The sequence below is a fragment of the Duganella dendranthematis genome (assembly GCF_012849375.1).
Lineage (GTDB): Bacteria > Pseudomonadota > Gammaproteobacteria > Burkholderiales > Burkholderiaceae_D > Rugamonas > Rugamonas dendranthematis.
The window spans coordinates 1621383-1640341 of the sequence record NZ_CP051684.1; the positions used below are offsets into that span (position 1 = coordinate 1621383).

Annotated in this window: 15 protein-coding genes; 3 read left to right on the forward strand and 12 right to left on the reverse strand. The window is 63.9% G+C overall.

Features of this window, described 5'->3' with window-relative positions; all coding sequences use genetic code 11:
- Window positions 1-238: 238 nt before the first annotated feature.
- Entirely contained in the window at window positions 239-1534 is a 1296-nt protein-coding gene (locus HH213_RS07510) for a BNR repeat-containing protein (protein WP_217363498.1), read from the reverse strand.
- A gap of 36 nt (window positions 1535-1570) precedes the next feature.
- Window positions 1571-2776, reverse strand: coding sequence for a carbohydrate porin (locus HH213_RS07515; RefSeq protein WP_229263448.1), 1206 nt, complete (start codon window positions 2774-2776; stop codon window positions 1571-1573).
- A 208-nt stretch (window positions 2777-2984) separates the two neighbouring features.
- On the opposite strand from HH213_RS07515, the gene HH213_RS07520 reads away from it, so the two are divergent.
- Entirely contained in the window at window positions 2985-3461 is a 477-nt protein-coding gene (locus HH213_RS07520; RefSeq protein WP_174864397.1) for a hypothetical protein, read from the forward strand.
- Here HH213_RS07520 and HH213_RS07525 read toward each other — a convergent pair whose 3' ends face one another.
- Genes HH213_RS07525 through HH213_RS07535 form a run of 3 tightly spaced genes read right to left on the reverse strand, consistent with a single transcriptional unit; the run spans window position 3462 to window position 6675 of the window.
- The gene (locus tag HH213_RS07525; RefSeq protein ID WP_229263348.1) at window positions 3462-4685 is read right to left on the reverse strand and encodes an ABC transporter permease; all 1224 of its coding nucleotides are present in this window, start codon (window positions 4683-4685) and stop codon (window positions 3462-3464) included.
- A gap of 5 nt (window positions 4686-4690) precedes the next feature.
- Window positions 4691-5440, reverse strand: coding sequence for an ABC transporter ATP-binding protein (locus HH213_RS07530; RefSeq protein ID WP_110845310.1), 750 nt, complete (start codon window positions 5438-5440; stop codon window positions 4691-4693).
- Window positions 5437-6675 carry an efflux RND transporter periplasmic adaptor subunit gene (locus HH213_RS07535; RefSeq protein ID WP_110845311.1) on the reverse strand — a complete coding sequence of 413 codons (1239 nt, stop codon included), beginning with the start codon at window positions 6673-6675 and terminating at the stop codon, window positions 5437-5439. The genes HH213_RS07530 and HH213_RS07535 overlap by 4 nt, the downstream gene beginning before the upstream one ends.
- A 127-nt stretch (window positions 6676-6802) precedes the next feature.
- Between HH213_RS07535 and HH213_RS07540 the strand changes: the two genes are divergently transcribed.
- A complete protein-coding gene (locus HH213_RS07540) occupies window positions 6803-10276 on the forward strand; it encodes an MHYT domain-containing protein (RefSeq protein ID WP_229263349.1) in 3474 nt (1157 codons plus the stop codon).
- Window positions 10273-11271 (forward strand): response regulator, encoded by a 999-nt coding sequence (locus HH213_RS07545; protein ID WP_169111817.1) that lies wholly within the window; start codon window positions 10273-10275, stop codon window positions 11269-11271. Before HH213_RS07540 ends, HH213_RS07545 begins: the two co-directional genes overlap by 4 nt.
- On the opposite strand, the gene HH213_RS07550 is transcribed toward HH213_RS07545, so the two are convergent.
- The 7 genes from HH213_RS07550 to gmd all read right to left on the reverse strand — a co-directional run bounded on the left by HH213_RS07550 (window position 11272) and on the right by gmd (window position 18955).
- Window positions 11272-12492, reverse strand: coding sequence for an aminotransferase class I/II-fold pyridoxal phosphate-dependent enzyme (locus HH213_RS07550; RefSeq protein WP_169111819.1), 1221 nt, complete (start codon window positions 12490-12492; stop codon window positions 11272-11274).
- A 103-nt stretch (window positions 12493-12595) separates the two neighbouring features.
- Entirely contained in the window at window positions 12596-13966 is a 1371-nt protein-coding gene (locus tag HH213_RS07555) for a sensor histidine kinase (protein WP_229263350.1), read from the reverse strand.
- Window positions 13959-14666: a winged helix-turn-helix domain-containing protein gene (locus tag HH213_RS07560; protein ID WP_110845313.1), complete on the reverse strand. Its 708-nt coding sequence runs from the start codon at window positions 14664-14666 to the stop codon at window positions 13959-13961. Before HH213_RS07560 ends, HH213_RS07555 begins: the two co-directional genes overlap by 8 nt.
- A gap of 34 nt (window positions 14667-14700) precedes the next feature.
- On the reverse strand, window positions 14701-15816 hold the full coding sequence (locus tag HH213_RS07565; RefSeq protein WP_169111821.1) for a glycosyltransferase family 4 protein: 1116 nt from the start codon (window positions 15814-15816) through the stop codon (window positions 14701-14703).
- Between the two features lie 5 nt (window positions 15817-15821).
- Window positions 15822-16988, reverse strand: coding sequence for a glycosyltransferase family 4 protein (locus HH213_RS07570; RefSeq protein ID WP_169111823.1), 1167 nt, complete (start codon window positions 16986-16988; stop codon window positions 15822-15824).
- Window positions 16985-17890 (reverse strand): GDP-mannose 4,6-dehydratase, encoded by a 906-nt coding sequence (locus HH213_RS07575; RefSeq protein WP_169111825.1) that lies wholly within the window; start codon window positions 17888-17890, stop codon window positions 16985-16987. Before HH213_RS07575 ends, HH213_RS07570 begins: the two co-directional genes overlap by 4 nt.
- A gap of 21 nt (window positions 17891-17911) precedes the next feature.
- Window positions 17912-18955: a GDP-mannose 4,6-dehydratase gene (gmd, locus tag HH213_RS07580; RefSeq protein WP_169111827.1), complete on the reverse strand. Its 1044-nt coding sequence runs from the start codon at window positions 18953-18955 to the stop codon at window positions 17912-17914.
- Window positions 18956-18959 lie beyond the last annotated feature (4 nt).

Genomic DNA, 18959 nt, shown 5'->3' on the forward strand with positions numbered 1-18959 from the left:
CTTCGGTAACTTACCGTGGTTATTGTTATAAACCTCACAACACTACATCAAAATGGTTGCGCGATCATTTGAGTGTAAAAGCTAAGAAAAGTCGCTGTCAACAAAAATAACATTTGAAATGTTATACGCTACCATTTCGTACCAAGAAGTCATCGCCGGCACGGCGCGTACAGAGGGGCGGACGGTAAAACCGGATTAAAATGACAGTGTGGCGAGATAGACACGCCGAGCCGGAGTGCTACTGCTGCCAGTCCAAAACTTGCACCGGCTGCGGCGGCACGCTGGCCTGGCCTTCGCCATCGACCTGCTGGACGTTTTGCACGAACAGGCTGAGGGTGCCGTTGCGGCGCCACAGTTCGGTGTCGTAGCTCGGCTCCCAGGCGCCGACTGAAAACATGGTCAGATCCTGCACCTGCCACGCCCCGCGCAACACGTCGGCGGTGCTGGCCACGGAAACCTTGCTGCCCCGCTCCTCATCGCGAAACACCAGCAGCGCACCGGCCTTGCCGACCATGATCTGAGGCCGCGCGATCGGAATCCGCTTGGTGCCCTGCCCGCCCAGCGAAAACGGCGTCTTGCGGAAATCCAGCGACCGCGCCTGCCACGCCGTGCCGGTATTGAAGATCACGTGATACTGCGGCACGCTGGAACCGGCATCGCGCCAGTAGCTGGCGATGTAGGGTTGGCCATCCTGATCGGCCGCCATCGAAGTCTGGTTAATCAACTCGCTGTTCTGCGGAATACGCAGGGCGTATTCGGCGCTGGCGGCGCTGATCGGCAGCGCGTACGGCGTGCCGTCGGAGCGCTCCCACGTCACGCCGCCATCGCGCGAACGCGCATACGCCATGTCGTGGTTGCTGGCCACATCCGGCGACTCGCGCCATACCCACGACACATGCAGCGTGCCAAGATGATCGAGGAAGGCCTGCCAATACGCGTTGCGCTTGCCCTCGCCGGTAATCAGGTTGGTGTGCAAGCGAGTCCAGCGCTGCGTGGCGACGTCGTAGCGATTGATGATCAAATCGCCGCGCCCCGAACCGCCCAGCCGGTAGAAGAACAGCAGGTTGCCATTGGGCAGACGATAGAACTCGGGATACGACACCTCCGCTTCATCGACGCCCACCATGCTCTGCTTCGGTCCCAGCTCCAGCGATCCCGGCGCCACGCCGCGCGCATAGCGCAGCGCATTATTGTGATGGTCCCACGACACATGCAGATAGCCGGCGCCATCCACCATGATGCTGATGGCGTTATGCGCATCGGCCGCATTGCCTTGCCAGGCGCTGCGCCGCACGGTCCACTGCGTGGCGCCCAGCGCGCGCTTGCCCAGCACCAGATAGCGCTGCGCATCATAGTAGGCGACGTACTGCGTATCACCCTGCGTCACCAACGAATTCTTGCGAAACACCACCGCGTTGACCGAATTGTTAGCCCAACCATCGCCAACAAACGATAGCACCGGCGCGGCAGGAGCAGCAACAGCGGCGCCGATGGACAGCGCCAGCAAAACCGTGGAGATTAAACGTTTCATCATGCGTCCATGCTACGCAAACACAAGCGCCACGTCCACCTAGAACGCCACCTCGGCGCGCAGTTGCAGGGTCAGCGCGTTGCCGACGCCGGTCACCGTGTAGGGATGCATCACGTACTGCAAGCTGGGCTGCAAAGACAAGCGCGAACTGACCTGGCTCAGGTATGTCAGCTCGACCGTCGACTCGGCGCGCTGGCTGACCACGCCGGCGCTCTGCTGGCTGCGCAGATAAGCGCTACCATTGCGCGCAATCGCCACGGCCAGCCCCAGTTCATCGCTGGCGCGGCCAGGCACCAGGCCGGTCACGGTGAGACCTGCGCCGAAGTAACCGTCGAAGCGATTGACGCGGCTATCCGCCGCCCCCAGCTGCACGAAGCCGGACACCACCTTCTGCGACTGCGCGCTGGATTGATACAGGCTGCGTTCCGCCACCAGATAGGCGCCGCTGGAACCGCGTTGCCGGCGCGGCTGGCCAGATGCATCGAACGCATTCAGCTCGGCAAACTGCGCGGTGTAATACCAGCCGCCGACAGCCAGCTTGCCCTGATCCGGCGCCAGACCGGCATTGCGGCCAATGCGCAGGTGGTGATCTTGTGCCGATGCGGCGGGTTCCGGGCGGCTCAGCCAAGCCATTTCGTAGACCAGCAACAAGCCATCGCCGCCACGGAAGGCCGCACTGCCGCCGCCGCTGCGATCCACCGGCACGCCGTCCAGGATGGCGGCGCGCAGGACAACGTCGGGCGCCGGCTTGACCGCGATGCGCGTGCCGACGGCGGTGGCAGGAAAAATCGACGGCCCGCCCTGCCCGCTCTGGGCAAACTCGGCGCCGATGCCAAACGAACTGTTGAAGAACAGCGATGCGGTATTGAGGTGGTAAAACTCGCTGTTCAAATCATAGCGTCCGGCCAGTACCGACAGCCGGTCACCGAGGAAGTTTTTCTGGATCCAGGCTTCTTCCAGCCGCACGCCCGGCGGCGCCGCCATATTGCTGACGCCTTGCGTGTCCCCGGTCAGGATGGACGGTCCGGCCTGGTGCGTTGCCATCACATTGAAAAAGGCGCTGCTGTCCGGCCAGCCCAGCACGTGTTCGCCATCGACGCTGGTCTGCCAGCGCAGCATGCCCTGATACGCGCTGCCCCGGCGCACCCCGCCACTCAGGTTGGACACGCCATTAGCGTCGTAGATCAGGTTGCTGGTCACGGGCGGCGGACTATCCTGCCCCGCAGCGGAACCGGCAACGATCATGATCAAGCATATTCCGGCAAGGTTACAGCGCATGGCTCGGCCTCCATCAGTGTGGGAGGGAGTATGCGGTGCAATGCGCATCGCCAACACTCTCTTTGGGCATGCCGCGAGGCCAGAACTAGACTTGAATCAATACCATTACAGTTTCCACGTGGAAAATATGAGATAATCGCCACCGCAAATACTGGCGCCCTAAACAATTGTCGCTATGACTACGCAACACGACCACACTCCCTACCTCGACCAACTGACCGACGATCCGCAATCCTTCTGGGAGTCACGGATCAAAGCCAGCCGCTGGATGATCGTCAAGACGTTCTGTCTGGGCGTACTGGCGGCCGGGCTGGGCATTCTCGGCCAGGGCTGGCTGGAACAAGCCGCGCCGATCTTCCCCTTCATCAGCCAGAACTACGGCCTGTGGCAATCGGCCTACCTGCTGTCGCTGGTGCTGGTGTTCCTGCTGTGGGCTGCGGCCATGCGGCAGAAATTCGGCCTGCTCCACAATAGCAAGCAAGGCCAGAAAACCCAGCGCCGCATCGACGAGCACAACGCCCGCATCGAAGAACGCCGCCGCGCCAACCGCGAACGCCACGAGGCCGTCCGCAAGGAACGCGCAGAGCACACCATCTACTTCAAAGCCACCGGCAAAAACACCAACACCGCCAGCAAGAAGTTCGACTACTGATTACTCGTAGCGCAGGCAGTCCACCGGCAGCAGCTTGGACGCCCGGCGCGCCGGGTAGAAGCCGAAGAACACGCCAACCAGACTGGAAAAGCCGCACGCCACCACCACCGCCTGCAAGGTGATGAACACATCAAATTTGCCGGTGGCGGTGATGCCGGTCGCCGCCAGCGTGGCCAGCATGATGCCGAAGATGCCGCCCACCAAGCAGATCACCACCGCCTCAGTCAGGAATTGCAGCAGCACGTCGCGCGGCTTGGCGCCGATCGCCATGCGGATGCCGATCTCGCGGGTGCGCTCGGTCACCGACACCAGCATGATGTTCATGATGCCGATGCCGCCGACGATCAGCGAGATGGCGCCGATCAGCCCAAGCAAGGCCGCCAGGCCGGCGCTGATCTTCTGCGCCGTCTCGGCGAACGACGCCAGGTTATCGATGCGGAAGTCATCCGGCTGGTCGATCTTGATGTGGTGGCGGTCGCGCAGCGTTTCGCCGATGTCCATGATCGCATCCTGCAGGTTGCCGCCGGATTTGCCCTGCGCCACCACGTAGTGCACATTGCCGGGGAAGGCGGTCTTGATCAGGTTGGCCGAAGCCGCGGTAATCGGCACGATCACGTATTCGCTCAAGTCGCCGCCGTCCACCTGCTTGCCCTCGCCGTACAGCACCCCCACCACCTGGAACGAGACATTTTCGATGCGGATGTATTTGCCCAGCGGGTCCTGCTTGTAAAAGAACTGGTCGGCGATCTTGCGGCCGATGACCACCATGCGCGAGGCGGCGCGCACGTCGGCGTCGCTGAAGGCGCTGCCCTTGTCGACCTTCCAGCCACGGATCTTGAACATGGCCGGCGTCACGCCGTGCACCGTCTTCGACGCGTTCTCGTTGCCCACCGAGAGATTAAAGCCGCCTTGCAGCACCGGCGCGGCGCCAGCCAAGGATGGCAGCTCATTCAACGCGGCGGCGTCTGCAATGGTCATCGCCGGCTGCGCGCCACTGCGCATGCGCTGCTGCTGCGCGCGGTCGCCGCCGGGAGAGATGAACAGCATATTGGTGCCCAGCTGTTCCAGCTCCTTGGCGATGAAGCGCTTCATGCTGTCACCCACTGCCAGCAGCAGCACCACCGAGGTGATGCCGATGATGATGCCCAGCATGGTCAACAGCGTGCGCAGACGGTTCGCCAGCATCGAGCGAAACGCCTCTACCACGATCTGTAAAAGGTTCATATTGTTTATACGGTTAAGTTTTCGTGACTCTGCAGCATCTGGCGCAGGCCCTCGGCGGACGGGCCGTCGTACAGCACGCGGCCGTCCTTGAGGCGCATCAGGCGCTTGCTGTAGGCGGCGATGTCCGGTTCGTGCGTCACCAGCAGGATGGTGATGCCGCGTTCATCGTTCAGCTGCTGGAACGAGCGCATGATCTCCACGCTGGTTTGCGTATCCAGGTTGCCGGTCGGTTCGTCGGCCAGGATCAGCGGCGGATCGCCCACCAGCGCGCGCGCAATCGCCACCCGCTGCTGCTGGCCGCCGGACAACTGGTTCGGCGTGCGCTTGGCCATGCCGGCCAGTCCCACGCGATCCAGCTCCAGCAAGGCCTTGGCGTGCGCCTTCGAGCGCGACACGCCGGCGTAGATCAGCGGCAGCGCCACGTTCTCCGCCACGCTCATGCGCTTGATCAGGTTAAAGCTCTGGAACACGAAGCCGATGGTGCGGTTGCGGATGGTGGCCAGCTGGTTGCGCGACAGCGTCAGCGTGTCGACGCCGTCGAGGAAGTAGCTGCCGCCGGTGGCCTGGTCCAGGCAGCCGAAGATATTCATCAGCGTCGACTTGCCGGAGCCGGACTGCCCCATCACCGCGAGGAAGTCGCCGCGCGGCACAGCCAGGTCGATGCCGTGCAAGACCTGGGTTTCCACGCTGCCGGAGAAGTAGCTCTTGGTGACCTGGCGGATGTCGATCAGGAGTTCATTGGCCGGCCCACTCACATGCCACCTTCCTTGTCGTTGCCGATGGCGCGGGTGATGACCTTGTCGCCCTTCTTCAAATCGCCGCTCACCACTTCGGTGTAGCGGAAGTTGGACAGGCCGATATTCACGTCCTGTGCCTTCGGCTGGTTCCTGGCGTCCAGCGTATAGATGCGGAAGGTGCGCGCCAGGTCGGCCTTGGTGCGGAACGAGGCGTCGTCTTCCTGCGGCGCTTCGGTAGCGGCAACCGCGTTGGCGGAAGCGGAGGCCGAGGCGGACTTGCCGGCGGCTGCTTCCGCCAGTTTTTTCTGCTTCTCGATTTCCTCGTCGCTGAGACGGAAGCGCAGCGCGGCGGTCGGCACGCGCAGCACGTTCTGGCGGTTTCCCACCAGCAGACGCACCTGCGCCGTCATGCCCGGCTTGAGCAGCTCGTCCTTGTTGTCGACATCCAGCACCACGTTATACGTCACCACGTTGTTGAGCACATTGGCGGCCAGGCGGAACTGGCGCATGCGGGCGTTGAATTCCTTGTCCGGATAAGCGTCCACCACGAAGCGCGCTTCCTGCCCTTCCTTCAGCGAGCCGACGTCCGCTTCCGAGACGCTGGTATCGATCTGCATCTTGGTCAGATCGCGGGCGATCTGGAACAGCTGCGGCGTGGTGAACGACGCCGCCACGGTCTGCCCCAGGTCGATGGTGCGCTTGATGATCACGCCATCGATCGGTGAACGGATCACCGAGTTGTCCAGGTCCGCCTGCACCCGCGCCAGCTGCGCCTGCGCCAGCTGGATATTCGCCTGCGCCACATCGACTTCGCGCTTGGACTGGTCCAGCGCCAGCGGCGAGATGTAATTCTGCGCCAGCAAGGACTGGTTGCGCTGGTGCGTGGCCTGCGCCAGCTTGAGCGAGGCGCGCGCCGACGCCAGTTGCGCATCGGCCTGGCGGATCTGCGCGTTGAAGATGGTCGGGTCGAGCTTGAGCAGCACCTGGCCCTTGGTCACGTGGTCGTTAAAGTCGGCCTTCAACTCGCTCACCGTGCCGGAGACCTGCGAACCGATATTGATCAGCGCCACCGGGTTGATGGTGCCGGTGGCGGTCACCGTCTGCGTGATGTTGCCGGTGTCGGCCGCCGCCGTGCGGAAGCGTGGCGGCTCCACCACAGGCGCCTTGTTTTTGGAAAAATATGCGGCCGCGCCGCCGCCGATTACCAGCAGGCCCACGGCCAGCACGATCTTCTTCTTGGTCAGGAAAGCCATTGTCTTCAGTGTGTCCCAGGTTGGGATCCGACGATATGCGGATCAGCTCGACAAGTATTAAACATATTTATCTTTAAAGCAACAACTGCATATGGGCGGTTTTTTCTGTGATATGGTTTGCCTCATCATGCTGGAATTCTTTACACCGCCGGACAATCCGTCCCTGCTCCACTACGGCACCTATTCGCCGCTGCTGGTAATTCTCTCAATCGTGGTTGCCATCTTCTCATCCTGGATGGGATTGCAAGTCGCCGCGCAAGCGCGCCTGGCCAGCACCCGCGGCCTGCGCGCCGCCATGCTGGGCACCGGCAGCCTGGCGCTGGGCTGCGGCGTCTGGTCGATGCACTTCATCGGCATGCTGGCCTTTAACCTGTGCACCGACGTCGATTACAACCACACGCTGACCTTGCTGTCGGTGCTGCCCAGCCTTGCGGCGTCGTGGGTGGCGCTGTCCATTATCAGCATGCGGCGCCTGACTGCCGTCTCCCTCGTCACCGGCGGAGTGCTGGTCGGCGCCGGCATCGGCGCCATGCACTACACCGGCATGGCGGCGATGCAAATGGCGCTGCAGCTGCGCTACGATCCGTTCATGTTCGGTCTGTCGATCGTGGTGGCGGTGGTGCTGGCCACGCTGGCGCTGTGGATACGCTTTGGCCTGCGCACGCTGCGCCGCCTGCCGCGCGCGGTGCTCGGCGCCATCAGCGCGGCGGTGATGGGCTGCGCCATCGCCGGCATGCACTACACCGGCATGGCGGCGGCGCGCTTCGTCGGCCAGTTGCCGATTGACGCCACGCCGCAGCAGAACTCCACTTTCGTGGCGCTGGCGCTGGCGCTGATCACAGTGGCCGTCACCGTCTTCGCGCTGGCCGCCAACGGCATGTTGCGCTACCGCGAGATGTACCGCCAGCAGGCCGAGAGCGAAGCCTGGATGCGCGCACTGCTGACGACCACCGTGGACGGCGTGATCACCGTCGACCGCGCCGGCGTGATACAGGAATTCAACGCCTCGGCCGAACGCATCTTCGGCTGGAGCCGTGACGAAATCATCGGCCGCAATATCCGCCTGCTGATGGCCGACGTAGAACGGTCGGAACGCGACGGCCTGCTCAACTACCTGCGCACCGAGGACGCCACCGTTCCAGGCAAGGGCAGCGAGGTGATCGCATTGCGCAAGGACGGCAGCAGCTTGCCAATCCGGCGCGCGCTTGGCCACGCCCAACTGGCCAAGCGCGACCTGTTTGTGCTGTTCATTACCGACATCAGCGAACGGCGCGCCATCATGCAGGCGCTGCGCGACAGCGAACAGCAATTCCGCTCGCTGATCGGCAATATCCCCGGCATCTCGTTCCGCAGCAGCATGGCGTTCGACGCGCCGCCGATCTTCGTCAGCGACGGCATCGAGCGGCTGGCTGGCTACCCCGCCAGCGATTTCGTCGGCGCGCAGCGCATCCGCACCCTCGGCTCGCTGATTTGCGAGGAAGATCGCGAACGCGTGGCAGCCGAGATTTCGCGCAGCGTCGCCCAGCTGGCGGCCTACCAGGTCGAGTGGTGTCTGATCCACGCCGACGGCAGCCGGCGCTTCATGTGGGAGCACGGCGCGGTCACGGCGGATGAAAGCAATCCGGAACTGCGCTGGATCGACGGTGTGATCCTCGACATCAGCGAACGGCGTGAGATGGAACAGGAGCTGCGCCAGGCCAAGGAGACGGCGGAAAAAGCCGCCGCCGCGCGCGCCAGCTTTGTCGCCAACATGAGCCACGAGATCCGTACGCCGATGAACGCCATCCTCGGCTTCACCGACGTACTGCTGGATACGGAGCTGGACACCGATCAGCGCCGCCACCTGGACACGGTGCGCAAGGAAGGCCGTTCGCTGCTACGCCTGCTGAACGAGATTCTGGATACCGCCAAGCTGGATAAAGGCGCGGTGGAACTGGAACCGGACGATTACAGCCTGCTTGGCCTGATCGACGAACTGGCTTCCACCTTCGGCAGCAACGCTCGCAGCAAAGGGCTGGTGATCGACATCGCCTACGACGCGGCGCTGCCGGCATGGCTGCACGGCGACGAACTGCGCATGCGCCAGATCCTCGGCAACCTGCTGGACAACGCCATCAAGTTCACGTCGGTCGGCAAGGTATGCCTGCGCGCCACCGTGCAGCAAGGCCAGTTGCATATCGCTGTGGAAGATACCGGCATCGGCATCGCGCCGGAACGCATCAACGCCATCTTCGATCCTTTCACGCAGGCGGATGCCTCGATGACGCGGCGCTTCGGCGGCACCGGTCTTGGCACCACCATCAGCCGTCAGCTGGTGGGACTCATGGGCGGCAAGATCTGGGCCGAGAGCACGCCGGGCGTCGGCACGACCTTCCATGTGCTGCTGCCGCTGGAGCCGGCGCGCAACGGCCAGACGCAGAGCAGCGAACGGTTCGACTATCCGCTGCCACCGCTGCACATCCTGGCGGCGGACGACGTGCCGCAGAACCTGGAGCTGCTGTCGCTGCTGCTGGCCAAGCGCGGTCACACGCTGGAGCGCGCGCAGGACGGCACGCAGGCCGTGCGGATGTCGGCCGAATATCATTACGATGTGGTGCTAATGGATATGCAAATGCCGCTGATGGACGGCCTGGCGGCCACCCGCACCATCCGCGCGCGCGAACAGCGAACCGGCGACCCGCGTCTGCCGATTGTGGCGATGACGGCCAGCGTGCTGGCTGCGCACCGCGAGGCTGCGGCCACGTCGGGCATGGATGGTTTTGCCTCCAAGCCGGTGGACTGGCACGCACTGTCGCACGAGATCGCGAGGGTGCTTGACCTGCCGGCGCTGGCATCGGCGCCGCCGCCGGCCGAAGCGCCGCGCCAGCGCGTGCTGAATCAGAAAGCCGGCCTGCAACGCTGGGGCGACGAGGAAGCGGCCTACCATCAGGCGTTGCACCGCTTTGTGGCCGATTACAGCACCGCCGCCGCCACGCTGGCCAAGCTGCTGGCCGACGGCAGCGAGGCGCGCCTGGCCGAAGCACAGGCCTGGAGCCACAAGGTGCGCGGCGTGGCCGCCAACATCGGACTGGAACAATTAGCCGCCACGCTGGCGCAAATCGAGAAGCTGTGCGGATCGCCGCTGCGCGACGGTAGTGGCGATGGCGGGGGTGATGGCGTTACTGCCAATTCCGGCGCTGAGGCAACGCCACGCAGGCGCGCCAGCGACGTTCAGGACCAGGCGGTACGCGGCATCTCGCTCGCGCTGAAGACCGAACTGGCGCAGGCGCAGCGCACGCTGGCCGGCCAGCTGGACGCCGCCCTGAGCTCCATCCACGCGCTGGCGCCGCCGCGCGGCGCGCGCCTGGAAGCGCCGCCGCCGGCTGCCATCTTCGACCTGTCCATCGCGCGCCAGAAATCCGCCGCCCTGCTGCCATCGCTGCAACGCGGCGCGCTGAACGACGCCGCCCTGAGCGCATTGCAAGCCGCCCTCACCGGCTCGCCGCAGCACCTGGTCCAGCAACTGAACGCGGTGCTGGACGCATTGAACGATTTCGACTTCCCGCAGGCCTACGCCGCACTGCAAGCATTACAGGCCAGCCTGTCCAAGGAGACCCCATGATCACCACCCACCAAGCCAACCAGCCGCAAATCCTTGTGGTCGACGATGAGGCCAGCAACCTGCAACTGCTGCGCCACATCCTGCAAGACCACTATCGCCTGCTGTTCGCCAAGGACGGCCCGCGCGCGCTGGAACTGGCGCGCTCCGAACAACCGCAACTCATTCTGCTGGACGTGATGATGCCGGGGATGACAGGCTATGAAACCTGCCGCCATCTGAAAGCCAATCCGGTCACCGCCAACATCCCGGTGATCTTCGTCACCGCGCTGAGCGACACCGACGATGAAGTAATCGGCTTCGAAGCCGGCGCTGTCGACTACATCACCAAGCCGGTCAGCCCACCGATTGTGCGGGCGCGCGTGCGCAACCACCTGTCGCTGGTGGGTGTGGATGAATTGAAGAAGACCCGCCTGGAAATTGTCCAGCGCCTTGGCCTGGCGGCGGAGTTCAAGGACAACGAAACCGGCCTGCACGTGATCCGCATGAGCCACTACTCCAGGATCCTCGGCCTGGCGATCGGCATGACCGAAGCGGAAGCGGAAGACCTGCTGCACGCGGCGCCGATGCACGATGTCGGCAAGATCGGTATCCCGGACAACATCCTGCGCAAGCCCGGCGCGCTCGATGCGGAAGAATGGAAAGTGATGCAGTCGCATGCCAGCATCGGCGGCGACATCATCGGCCGCCATCCGCACGGCATGCTGGCCATGGCCTACGACGTCGCCGTCACCCACCATGAAAAGTGGGACGGCAGCGGTTATCCGAATGGCTTGAAAGGTGAAGAAATTCCGCTGGTCGGCCGCATTGTGGCAGTGGCCGACGTGTTCGACGCGCTGACGTCAGCTCGCCCCTATAAGGAAGCGTGGCCGGTGGATAAGGCCGTCGAACATATGCTGGCGCAGCGCGACAAGCATTTTGAAGGACGTCTGGTGGACATCTTCATTAAACAGATGCCCGCGCTCCTTGAAGTCAAAGAGCGCTGGGCAGAGCATTAACTAGGCCACCAGGCGTTCGCTGCGTCCCGCCAGGCGCGCCATCACGCTGACCGCGTGATCGATCTGCGCGCGGGTGTGGCCGGCGTTCATCATGAAGCGCAGGCGTGCCTGGCCGACCGGCGCCGCCGGGAACTGGATCGAATCCACATGCACGCCTTCGGCGCGCAGTTCCATCGCATAGCGCTGGCAGGTTTCTGCATCGCCGATCAGCACCGGCAGGATCGGCGTGGCGGTCGAGATAATCGTGTAGCCCAACGGCGCCATCTGCTCGATGAAGTAGCGCTGGTTGTCCCACAGGCGCTGGCGGCGTTGCGGTTCCTCTTCCAGAATATCCAGTGCCGCCAGCAGCGCCGCTGCCTGGTCCGGCGGCGGCGGGCAGGTGAAGCCGTAGGCGGAGCTGGTCAGGCGGATCACATCGCCCACTTCCTTTTCCACCGCAACGAAACCGCCGATCGAGCCGAGCGCCTTGCTCAGTGTTCCCATCTGCATGATGTTGGTGCTGTAGCAGTTGAAGTGCTCCGAGGTGCCGCCGCCATTGGCGCCGAGGATGCCGGTGGCGTGCGCGTCATCGACATACAGCAGCGCGCCAAAACGTTCGGCCAGCGCCACCAGATCCGGCAGCGGCGCGATCGTGCCTTCCATGCTGAACACGCCGTCGCTGACGATGATCGGCGTGGTGCCTTCGGCGGCGCCGGCTTGCAGCAGCGACTCCAGGTGGTTCATGTCGCAATGGCGGTAGTTGTAGCGCAGCGCGCCGGACATCTGGATACCTTCGCGGATCGAGATGTGATTGAACTCGTCCGAATAGTAGGCGTACTTGTGGCGCTTCCTGGCGCGGAAGCCATGCAGGCGCGCCAGCGTGGCCGCCTTGACGATCGATGACAGCACGCCGATATTGGTCATGTAGCCGGTGACGAACAGCACCGCATCGCTCTTGTGCTTCAAGGCGCCGAGGCGGCGTTCCAGCTCACGGTAGACTTCCAGGTCGCCGCCCAGCAGGCGCGACTCGCAATTGCCGACGCCATAGCGGTCCAGCCCATCTCTGGCCGCCTGCACCAGCCGCGGGTGGTTGGCCAGCGCCAGGTAGTTGTTGGTGCTGAAGGACACCACGGTTTCGCCTTCGGTGACGAAGGTGGGATCGGGCAGCGTGCTATGCACCGACGAGTCGTGGTAGATGGGATGGTTCTGGAGCCAGGCGGCGATATCGCTTAAGTCGTGCATGATGTGGAAGACCGAAAAAGAACAGCTCATCATAGAGCCGTGCAGCTTTCCACAAGCTTGCGGGGGCATTACACATCCGTCACATTACGAATCGGATAGTTAGTTAATTTACCGCTAGCGGCAGCACGATGCGCGCCACCAGTCCGGGCCCGCCGTCTTCCAGCACCAGCGTACCGGCGTGCGCCTTGGCGGTGGCGCTGACGATCGACAGGCCCAGGCCATTGCCCGGCAGGTGGCGGCTCTTGTCGACGCGGTAAAAGCGCTGCGTGACCTTGCCGCGCTCCGCGTCCGGAATGCCGGGGCCATTGTCGTGCACCGACATCGACGCTTCACCCTGATACAGGCCGGCGCGCACGTGAATCACCGCGCCACGGCCGGCGTACTTGATGGCGTTGTCCAGCAGGCTGGCGACGGCACTGGCCAGCAGGTTGCGGTCGCCGTCGACGTACAGCGAGGCCGGCGCATCGACGGTCAGCGTGATGCCGCTGTCTTCGGCGGTGGCTTCGTACATCTCGCCGATGTCGGCCACCACCCGGCCCAGGTCCAGCCGCTCGAACAGGCGCGCGCGCATGCCGGATTCCGCTTCGGCGATCTGCAGCAGGCGCTCGAATAGTCGTATCAGGTCGTCGATGTCGTCAATGGCATCATGCGCGGCGCTGGACAGGCGCGGCACCGTCGGCTCGTGGCGCAAGGCGTCGTCCAGCCGTCCCCTGATGCGGCTCAGCGGCGTGCGCAGGTCGTGGGCGATGGCGTTGGAGACGTTGCGGATGCCTTCCATCAGCAGCTCGATGCGGTCCAGCATGCGGTTGATGTCGCGGTTGAGCAGCGCGAATTCGTCGTTGCCGGTAACCGGAATGCGCTGACTCAGATCGCCCGCCTCGATCTGCGCGGCGGTGCGGCGGATCTCGCCCAGACGCGCCTCGATAGTGCGGCGGAACAGCATGGCGCCGGCGATGGTCAGCATCAGCGAGACGCAGGCGCCGGCCAGCAGCGCGCGCCAGATCACTTCGCGCACCGCTTCTTCTTCGCTCAAATCCCGGCCGACGATCAGCACCCCGCCCTGCACCAAAGGCCGCAGGTACAGGCGCGCCGGCGCGCTGCGGCCGTAGCGCAGCACGGTGGCGGTGACCAGGTCCGGGGCGTCGGCCACGCTGGGCCAGGAGCCCAGGTTGCCGGCAATCGCCATGCCGTCTTCGTCCAGCAGTTCGAAAATCTCGCGGTCGTTATCGACGCCGTCGGTCAGCAGGCGATGTACTTCCGCCTTCAGCGCCGCGCGGCTGCCGTCCCCCAGCTTGTCCAACAGGCGCTCGGTCTGCGCCCTGATCTTGCCGTCGATGTTCTGGTCGATGACGCCGATGGTGCCGCTGTAAAATACCGCCGACACGGCGACGATCGAGGCGATGCCCAGCAGGCCGTAGCCCAGCACCAGCTTGGCGACGATCGAGGTGCGCAGCGGATTGGAAAACCTAGACAACCGGCGGCTCCGGCTCTTCCGGCGGCATCACGCCCATGCGATAACCAACGCCGCGCAAGGTGTGGATCAGCATCACCGGGAAGTCCTTGTCCACCTTGGCGCGCAGGCGCGATATCTGCACGTCGATCACATTGGTCTGCGGGTCGAAGTGATAGTCCCACACCGATTCCAGCAGCATGGTGCGGGTCACCACCTGGTTCTCGTTACGCATCAGGTATTCCAGCAGGCGGTATTCGCGCGGCTGCAGGGTAATGACCTTGGCGCCGCGCGTGACGCGCAGCGTGCGCAGGTCCAGCCGCAGATCGGCCACCTGCAGCTGCGTGCTGTCGGCGCCGGGGGCGCTGCGGCGCAGCAGCGCTTCCACGCGCGCCAGCAGTTCGGAGAAGGCAAACGGTTTGGACAGGTAGTCATCGGCGCCGCCGCGCAAGCCGGTCACGCGCGCGTCGATGGTGGTCAGCGCGCTGACGATGATGACCGGGGTCTGCTTGCCCAGCGCGCGCAGCTTGTCGACAATGGACAGGCCGTCGATACGGCCGGGCAGCATGCGGTCGAGGATGATGATGTCCCATTCCTCGCTGGTGGCATAGTCCAGTCCATCCGGGCCATTGCCGGCGGCGGTCACCACATAGCCGGCCTCGCGCAGGCCCTTGCAGATATAGTTGGAGGTTTCGGCTTCGTCTTCAATTACCAGGCAGCGCACGCGAGTCTCCGAAAATCATGGGTAGACGCGTATTTTACCTTGGCCGCGCCACCAGCTCACGGTAAAGCGCATGGTAGCTCTGCGCCATCTTCTCGGCGGTGAACAGTTCCCAGTAGCGGGCTTCGGCGCGGCGGCCCATCTCGGCGGCGCGTTCCGGGTTATCCCACAGCGTACGCATGGCCACGCCCAGCGCGGCAGGATCGTCCGGCGGCACCACCAGGCCGGTGTCGTTGTCGATATTGATGTAGGTGGTGCCGGTGCCGATTTCGCTGGAGATCATCGGCTTGCCGAACATCGCCCCTTCCAGCAGCGAGATGCCGAACGCTTCCGAACGCAGGTGCGACGGGAACACCATGGCGTAGCTCAATTCCAGCAGCGCCACCTTGTCCTCCTCATCCACCGCGCCGATAAACTGCACGTGGGTCAGGCCGAGGCGCAGCGCGTGGGCCTTTAGTTCCTGCTCGATCGGGCCGGCGCCAACGATCACCACCGGGTAATCGACATTGACCAGCGCATCGAGCAGGATGTGCAGGCCTTTGTAATAGCGCAGCACGCCGACGAACAGGAAGAAGCGCTCGCCGCACTGCGCGCGCCAGCGAGCCTTGCGTTCTTCCGACGCCGGCGGATAGGTCGATTTATCCAGGCCGAACGGAATGGTGGTGGTCTTGTGGGCGAACCGCTTCAGCACCGGCGACGAGGCCAGGTAGTTGGGCGAGGTCGCCACCACCGCGCTGACGTTATGCAGGAAGCGCCGCTTGAGTGGGCCATACACGCGCAGCAGGTGCTTCTGGCGCACGATGTCCGAATGGTAGGTCACCACGCTCGGCTTGTCGATGCGGGCCAGGAAGTGCGCCAGGTCCATGAACGGCCACGGGAAATGATAGTGGATCACGTCCGCCTTGCGCGCCAGGCGCGCCAGCTTGCGGATGGCGGCAAACGAAAAGCCGGTCGAGGCGATCTCGAAGTCCAGCGGCACGCGGTGCACGGTGTGGCCTTCGAATTCGATTTCGGCGGGACCGCCTCGGCTCAGCGTCAACACTTCGTTGGTGAGGCCGAGGTGGCCGGTGCCGACGCATAGCTGGCGTATCACTTGCTCAACGCCACCCCAGCTGTCGGGATAATAGGTCTTGTAGAAATGGAGGACGCGCATGGTATTCAGCGGGATAAGACTTGATGATAAACGGCGGCGGTGCGGCGTGCCGCTTCTTCCCAGGTGAGCTCCAAAGCGCGGCGTTCGCCGGCGGCGATACAGCGGGCGCGGACAGCGTCGTCGCGCGCCAGGGTAGTCATGGCGGCGGCAATCTCGCCCACCGACAAAGGATCGAATTCTAGTGCGGCGCCTGCCGCCACTTCCGGCAACGAGGTGGCGTTGGCGCAGGCCACCGCCACGCCGCTGGCAAACGCCTCCAGCAACGGCAGGCCAAAGCCCTCGTGCAGCGACGGGAAGATGAAGGCGCCGGCGCCGCCATACAGGTGGTGCAGCTGGCGGTTGTCGGTCAGCTTGTCGAGCCAGACCACGTTCTCGCCATTCTGCTGCGCGGCCTTGATCTGCCTGACCAGTTCTTCGCTGCGCCAGCCCTGGCTGCCGACGATCACCAGTTGGCGCGCGGAACGCAGCACCGGCGGCAGCGTCAGATAGGCGGCCAGCAGGCGCTCGACGTTCTTGCGCGGCTGTAGCGTGCCGACGAACAGGAAGTAGCCGGCGCGCAGCTGGTACTGCGCCAGCGTGGCGTCGCGGTCTTCGGCGCTGGGGCGCTCGTGCCACTCGGCGCGCACGCCGTGGTGCACCACGCTGATATTGTTTTCATTGACGCCGAAGTATTCCACCAGCTCGCGCACCGAAAAATGCGAAACCGCGATCACATGCTGCGCTTTTTGCGCGGCCTTGATCTGCAGCCAGTTCTTCAGCTTGCGCAGCCTGGGACGCACCCACTCCGGATGCGAGACCGGTACCGCGTCATGCAGCGTCGCCACCACCGGGCAGTCCATGCGCACGATGCGGTAGTCGGTGGCATGGAACAGGTCTAGCGGCGCAGCGCTTTTACCCAACGCGGTGTGGGTACTCAGATGCACCGACGACGGCAGGATGAAATCACCCAGCACCGCCAGCGGAAACGACAGCGGCAAGGCGCGGCTATGGGCCAGGCGGCCGGCATCGCCGGGCGGTGCAAAGGACAGCGGCTGCACATCGACGCCGGCTTGCGGCAGATGCTCCATCAGCGCCTTGGTGTAGACGCCGATGCCGTCCATGCGGCCGCCGGTCAGCACTGGCTCGGTGGTAGTTGCAGATAGTCCGACACGCAAGCTTGAAACAACTGTCATGCAGAATACATCCAGCGCAGCGTCTCGCCCAGCGGCACGATGTCCAGCGGACCGATGGCGGCGGTCAGGCGGCGGTTGTCGCCGACCAGGCGCACCACTTCATTGGCGCGCACGAAGGCCGGATTGACATGCACATTGATTTTGTAGCCGGCGATCTCGCCCATCATGTCCAGCGCTTCGCCCAGCGAGTAGCCGTGACCGGAACAGATGTTGAAAGTCTGGCCGATCGCAGCCGGTGCGGCCAGCAGCTTGCGATAGCTGGCGGCGACCATCCGCACGTCGGAAAAATCGCGCCACACGTGCAGGTTACCCAGCTCAATGTCGCTCGCCTTGCGGCGGAAGTGCGAGACGATTTTCGGCAGCAGAAAGTTCTCATGCTGGCCGACGCCGGTGTAGTTAAACGGACGCACCACGATCAGCGGCAGCTTGTCCTGCCACAGGCGTACCACATACTCCATCGACAGCTTGCTGACGGCGTAGTCGTTGGCCGGCGCCGCCGGTACGTCTTCGCCGATCACGCCGACGTCGGTATTGCCGTAGATATTGGCGCTGGACGCCAGCAGCACGGCCGACGGTTTTTTCTCCGCCGCCGCCAGCGCATCCAGCAGGTTACGGGTGCCGACCACGTTGACGCGGTAGATCTGGTCGACGTCACCATGGCCGACAAAGGCGATGGCGGCCAGGTGCGCCACCACATCCGGCTGTACTTCGCGGATGACGGCGGCCAGGCCGGTGCGGTCCAGCAGGTCGACCGCGAATTCCCGCTCGCCTGCCGTCTGGCCGGGCGAGACGGTGCCAAACACCTGGTAACCGGCCGCGCGCAACTCTTGCGCGACATACTGGCCGGTGAAGCCGGACAAGCCGGTGATCAGGGCACGCTTGCCCGCGTCTTCAACCGCCATGGGAACTCCTTAATGTGATACTTAGAACGAGAAGCCCGCTTTGTTGCGGCGCAGGTCAGCTTCCACCATCATCTGGCACAGCTGCTCCAGCGTGGTCGACGGTTTCCAGCCCAGCTCCTTGGTGGCCTTGGCGGGATCGCCGATCAGCAGTTCCACTTCCGCAGGACGGTAGAACTTCGGATTGACGCGCACCAGCACCTTACCGGATTTCTTGCAGGTGGCGATTTCGTTATCCGCCGAACCACTCCACTCCAGCGCCACGTCGACCGCCTTGAACGCCATGGTGACGAAGTCGCGCACGGTTTCGGTACGGTTAGTCGCCAGCACATAGGTGTCCGGCTGGTCGGCTTGCAGGATGCGCCACATGCCTTCCACGTATTCCTTGGCGAAGCCCCAGTCGCGCTTGGCGTCCATATTGCCCAGTTCCAGCACGTCCAGCAGGCCCAGATGGATCTTGGCGACCGAATCGGTGATCTTGCGGGTGACGAACTCACGGCCGCGCAGCGGCGATTCGTGGTTGAACAGGATGCCCGACGCACCGAAGATGCCATACGACTCGCGGTAGTTGACCGTCATCCAGTGCGCATACAGCTTGGCCACGCCGTACGGGCTGCGTGGGTAGAACGGGGTATCTTCCTTCTGCGGCACGGCTTGCACCTTGCCGAACATTTCCGAGGTCGACGCCTGATAAAAGCGGATCTTCGGATTGACGATACGAATGGCTTCCAGCAAGTTGACCGGGCCGACGCCGGTGATCTCGGCAGTGGTCAGCGGCTGGTCGAACGACACGCCGACAAAGCTTTGCGCCGCCAGATTGTAGACCTCGTCCGGCTGCACGGTTTGCATCAGGCGAATACTGGCGCTGAGGTCGGTCAGATCGAATTCCACCAGCGTCAAGTTGGGATGCGATTGGATGCCCAATTCGTCGATGCGCCAAAAGTTGACCGAGCTGGTGCGGCGATAAGTGCCAGTAACCTCATAGCCCTTTTCCAGCAGCAGTTCGGCCAAGTAAGCGCCGTCCTGGCCGGTAATGCCGGTGATCAGGGCTTTTTTAGTGTTCTGCATGATA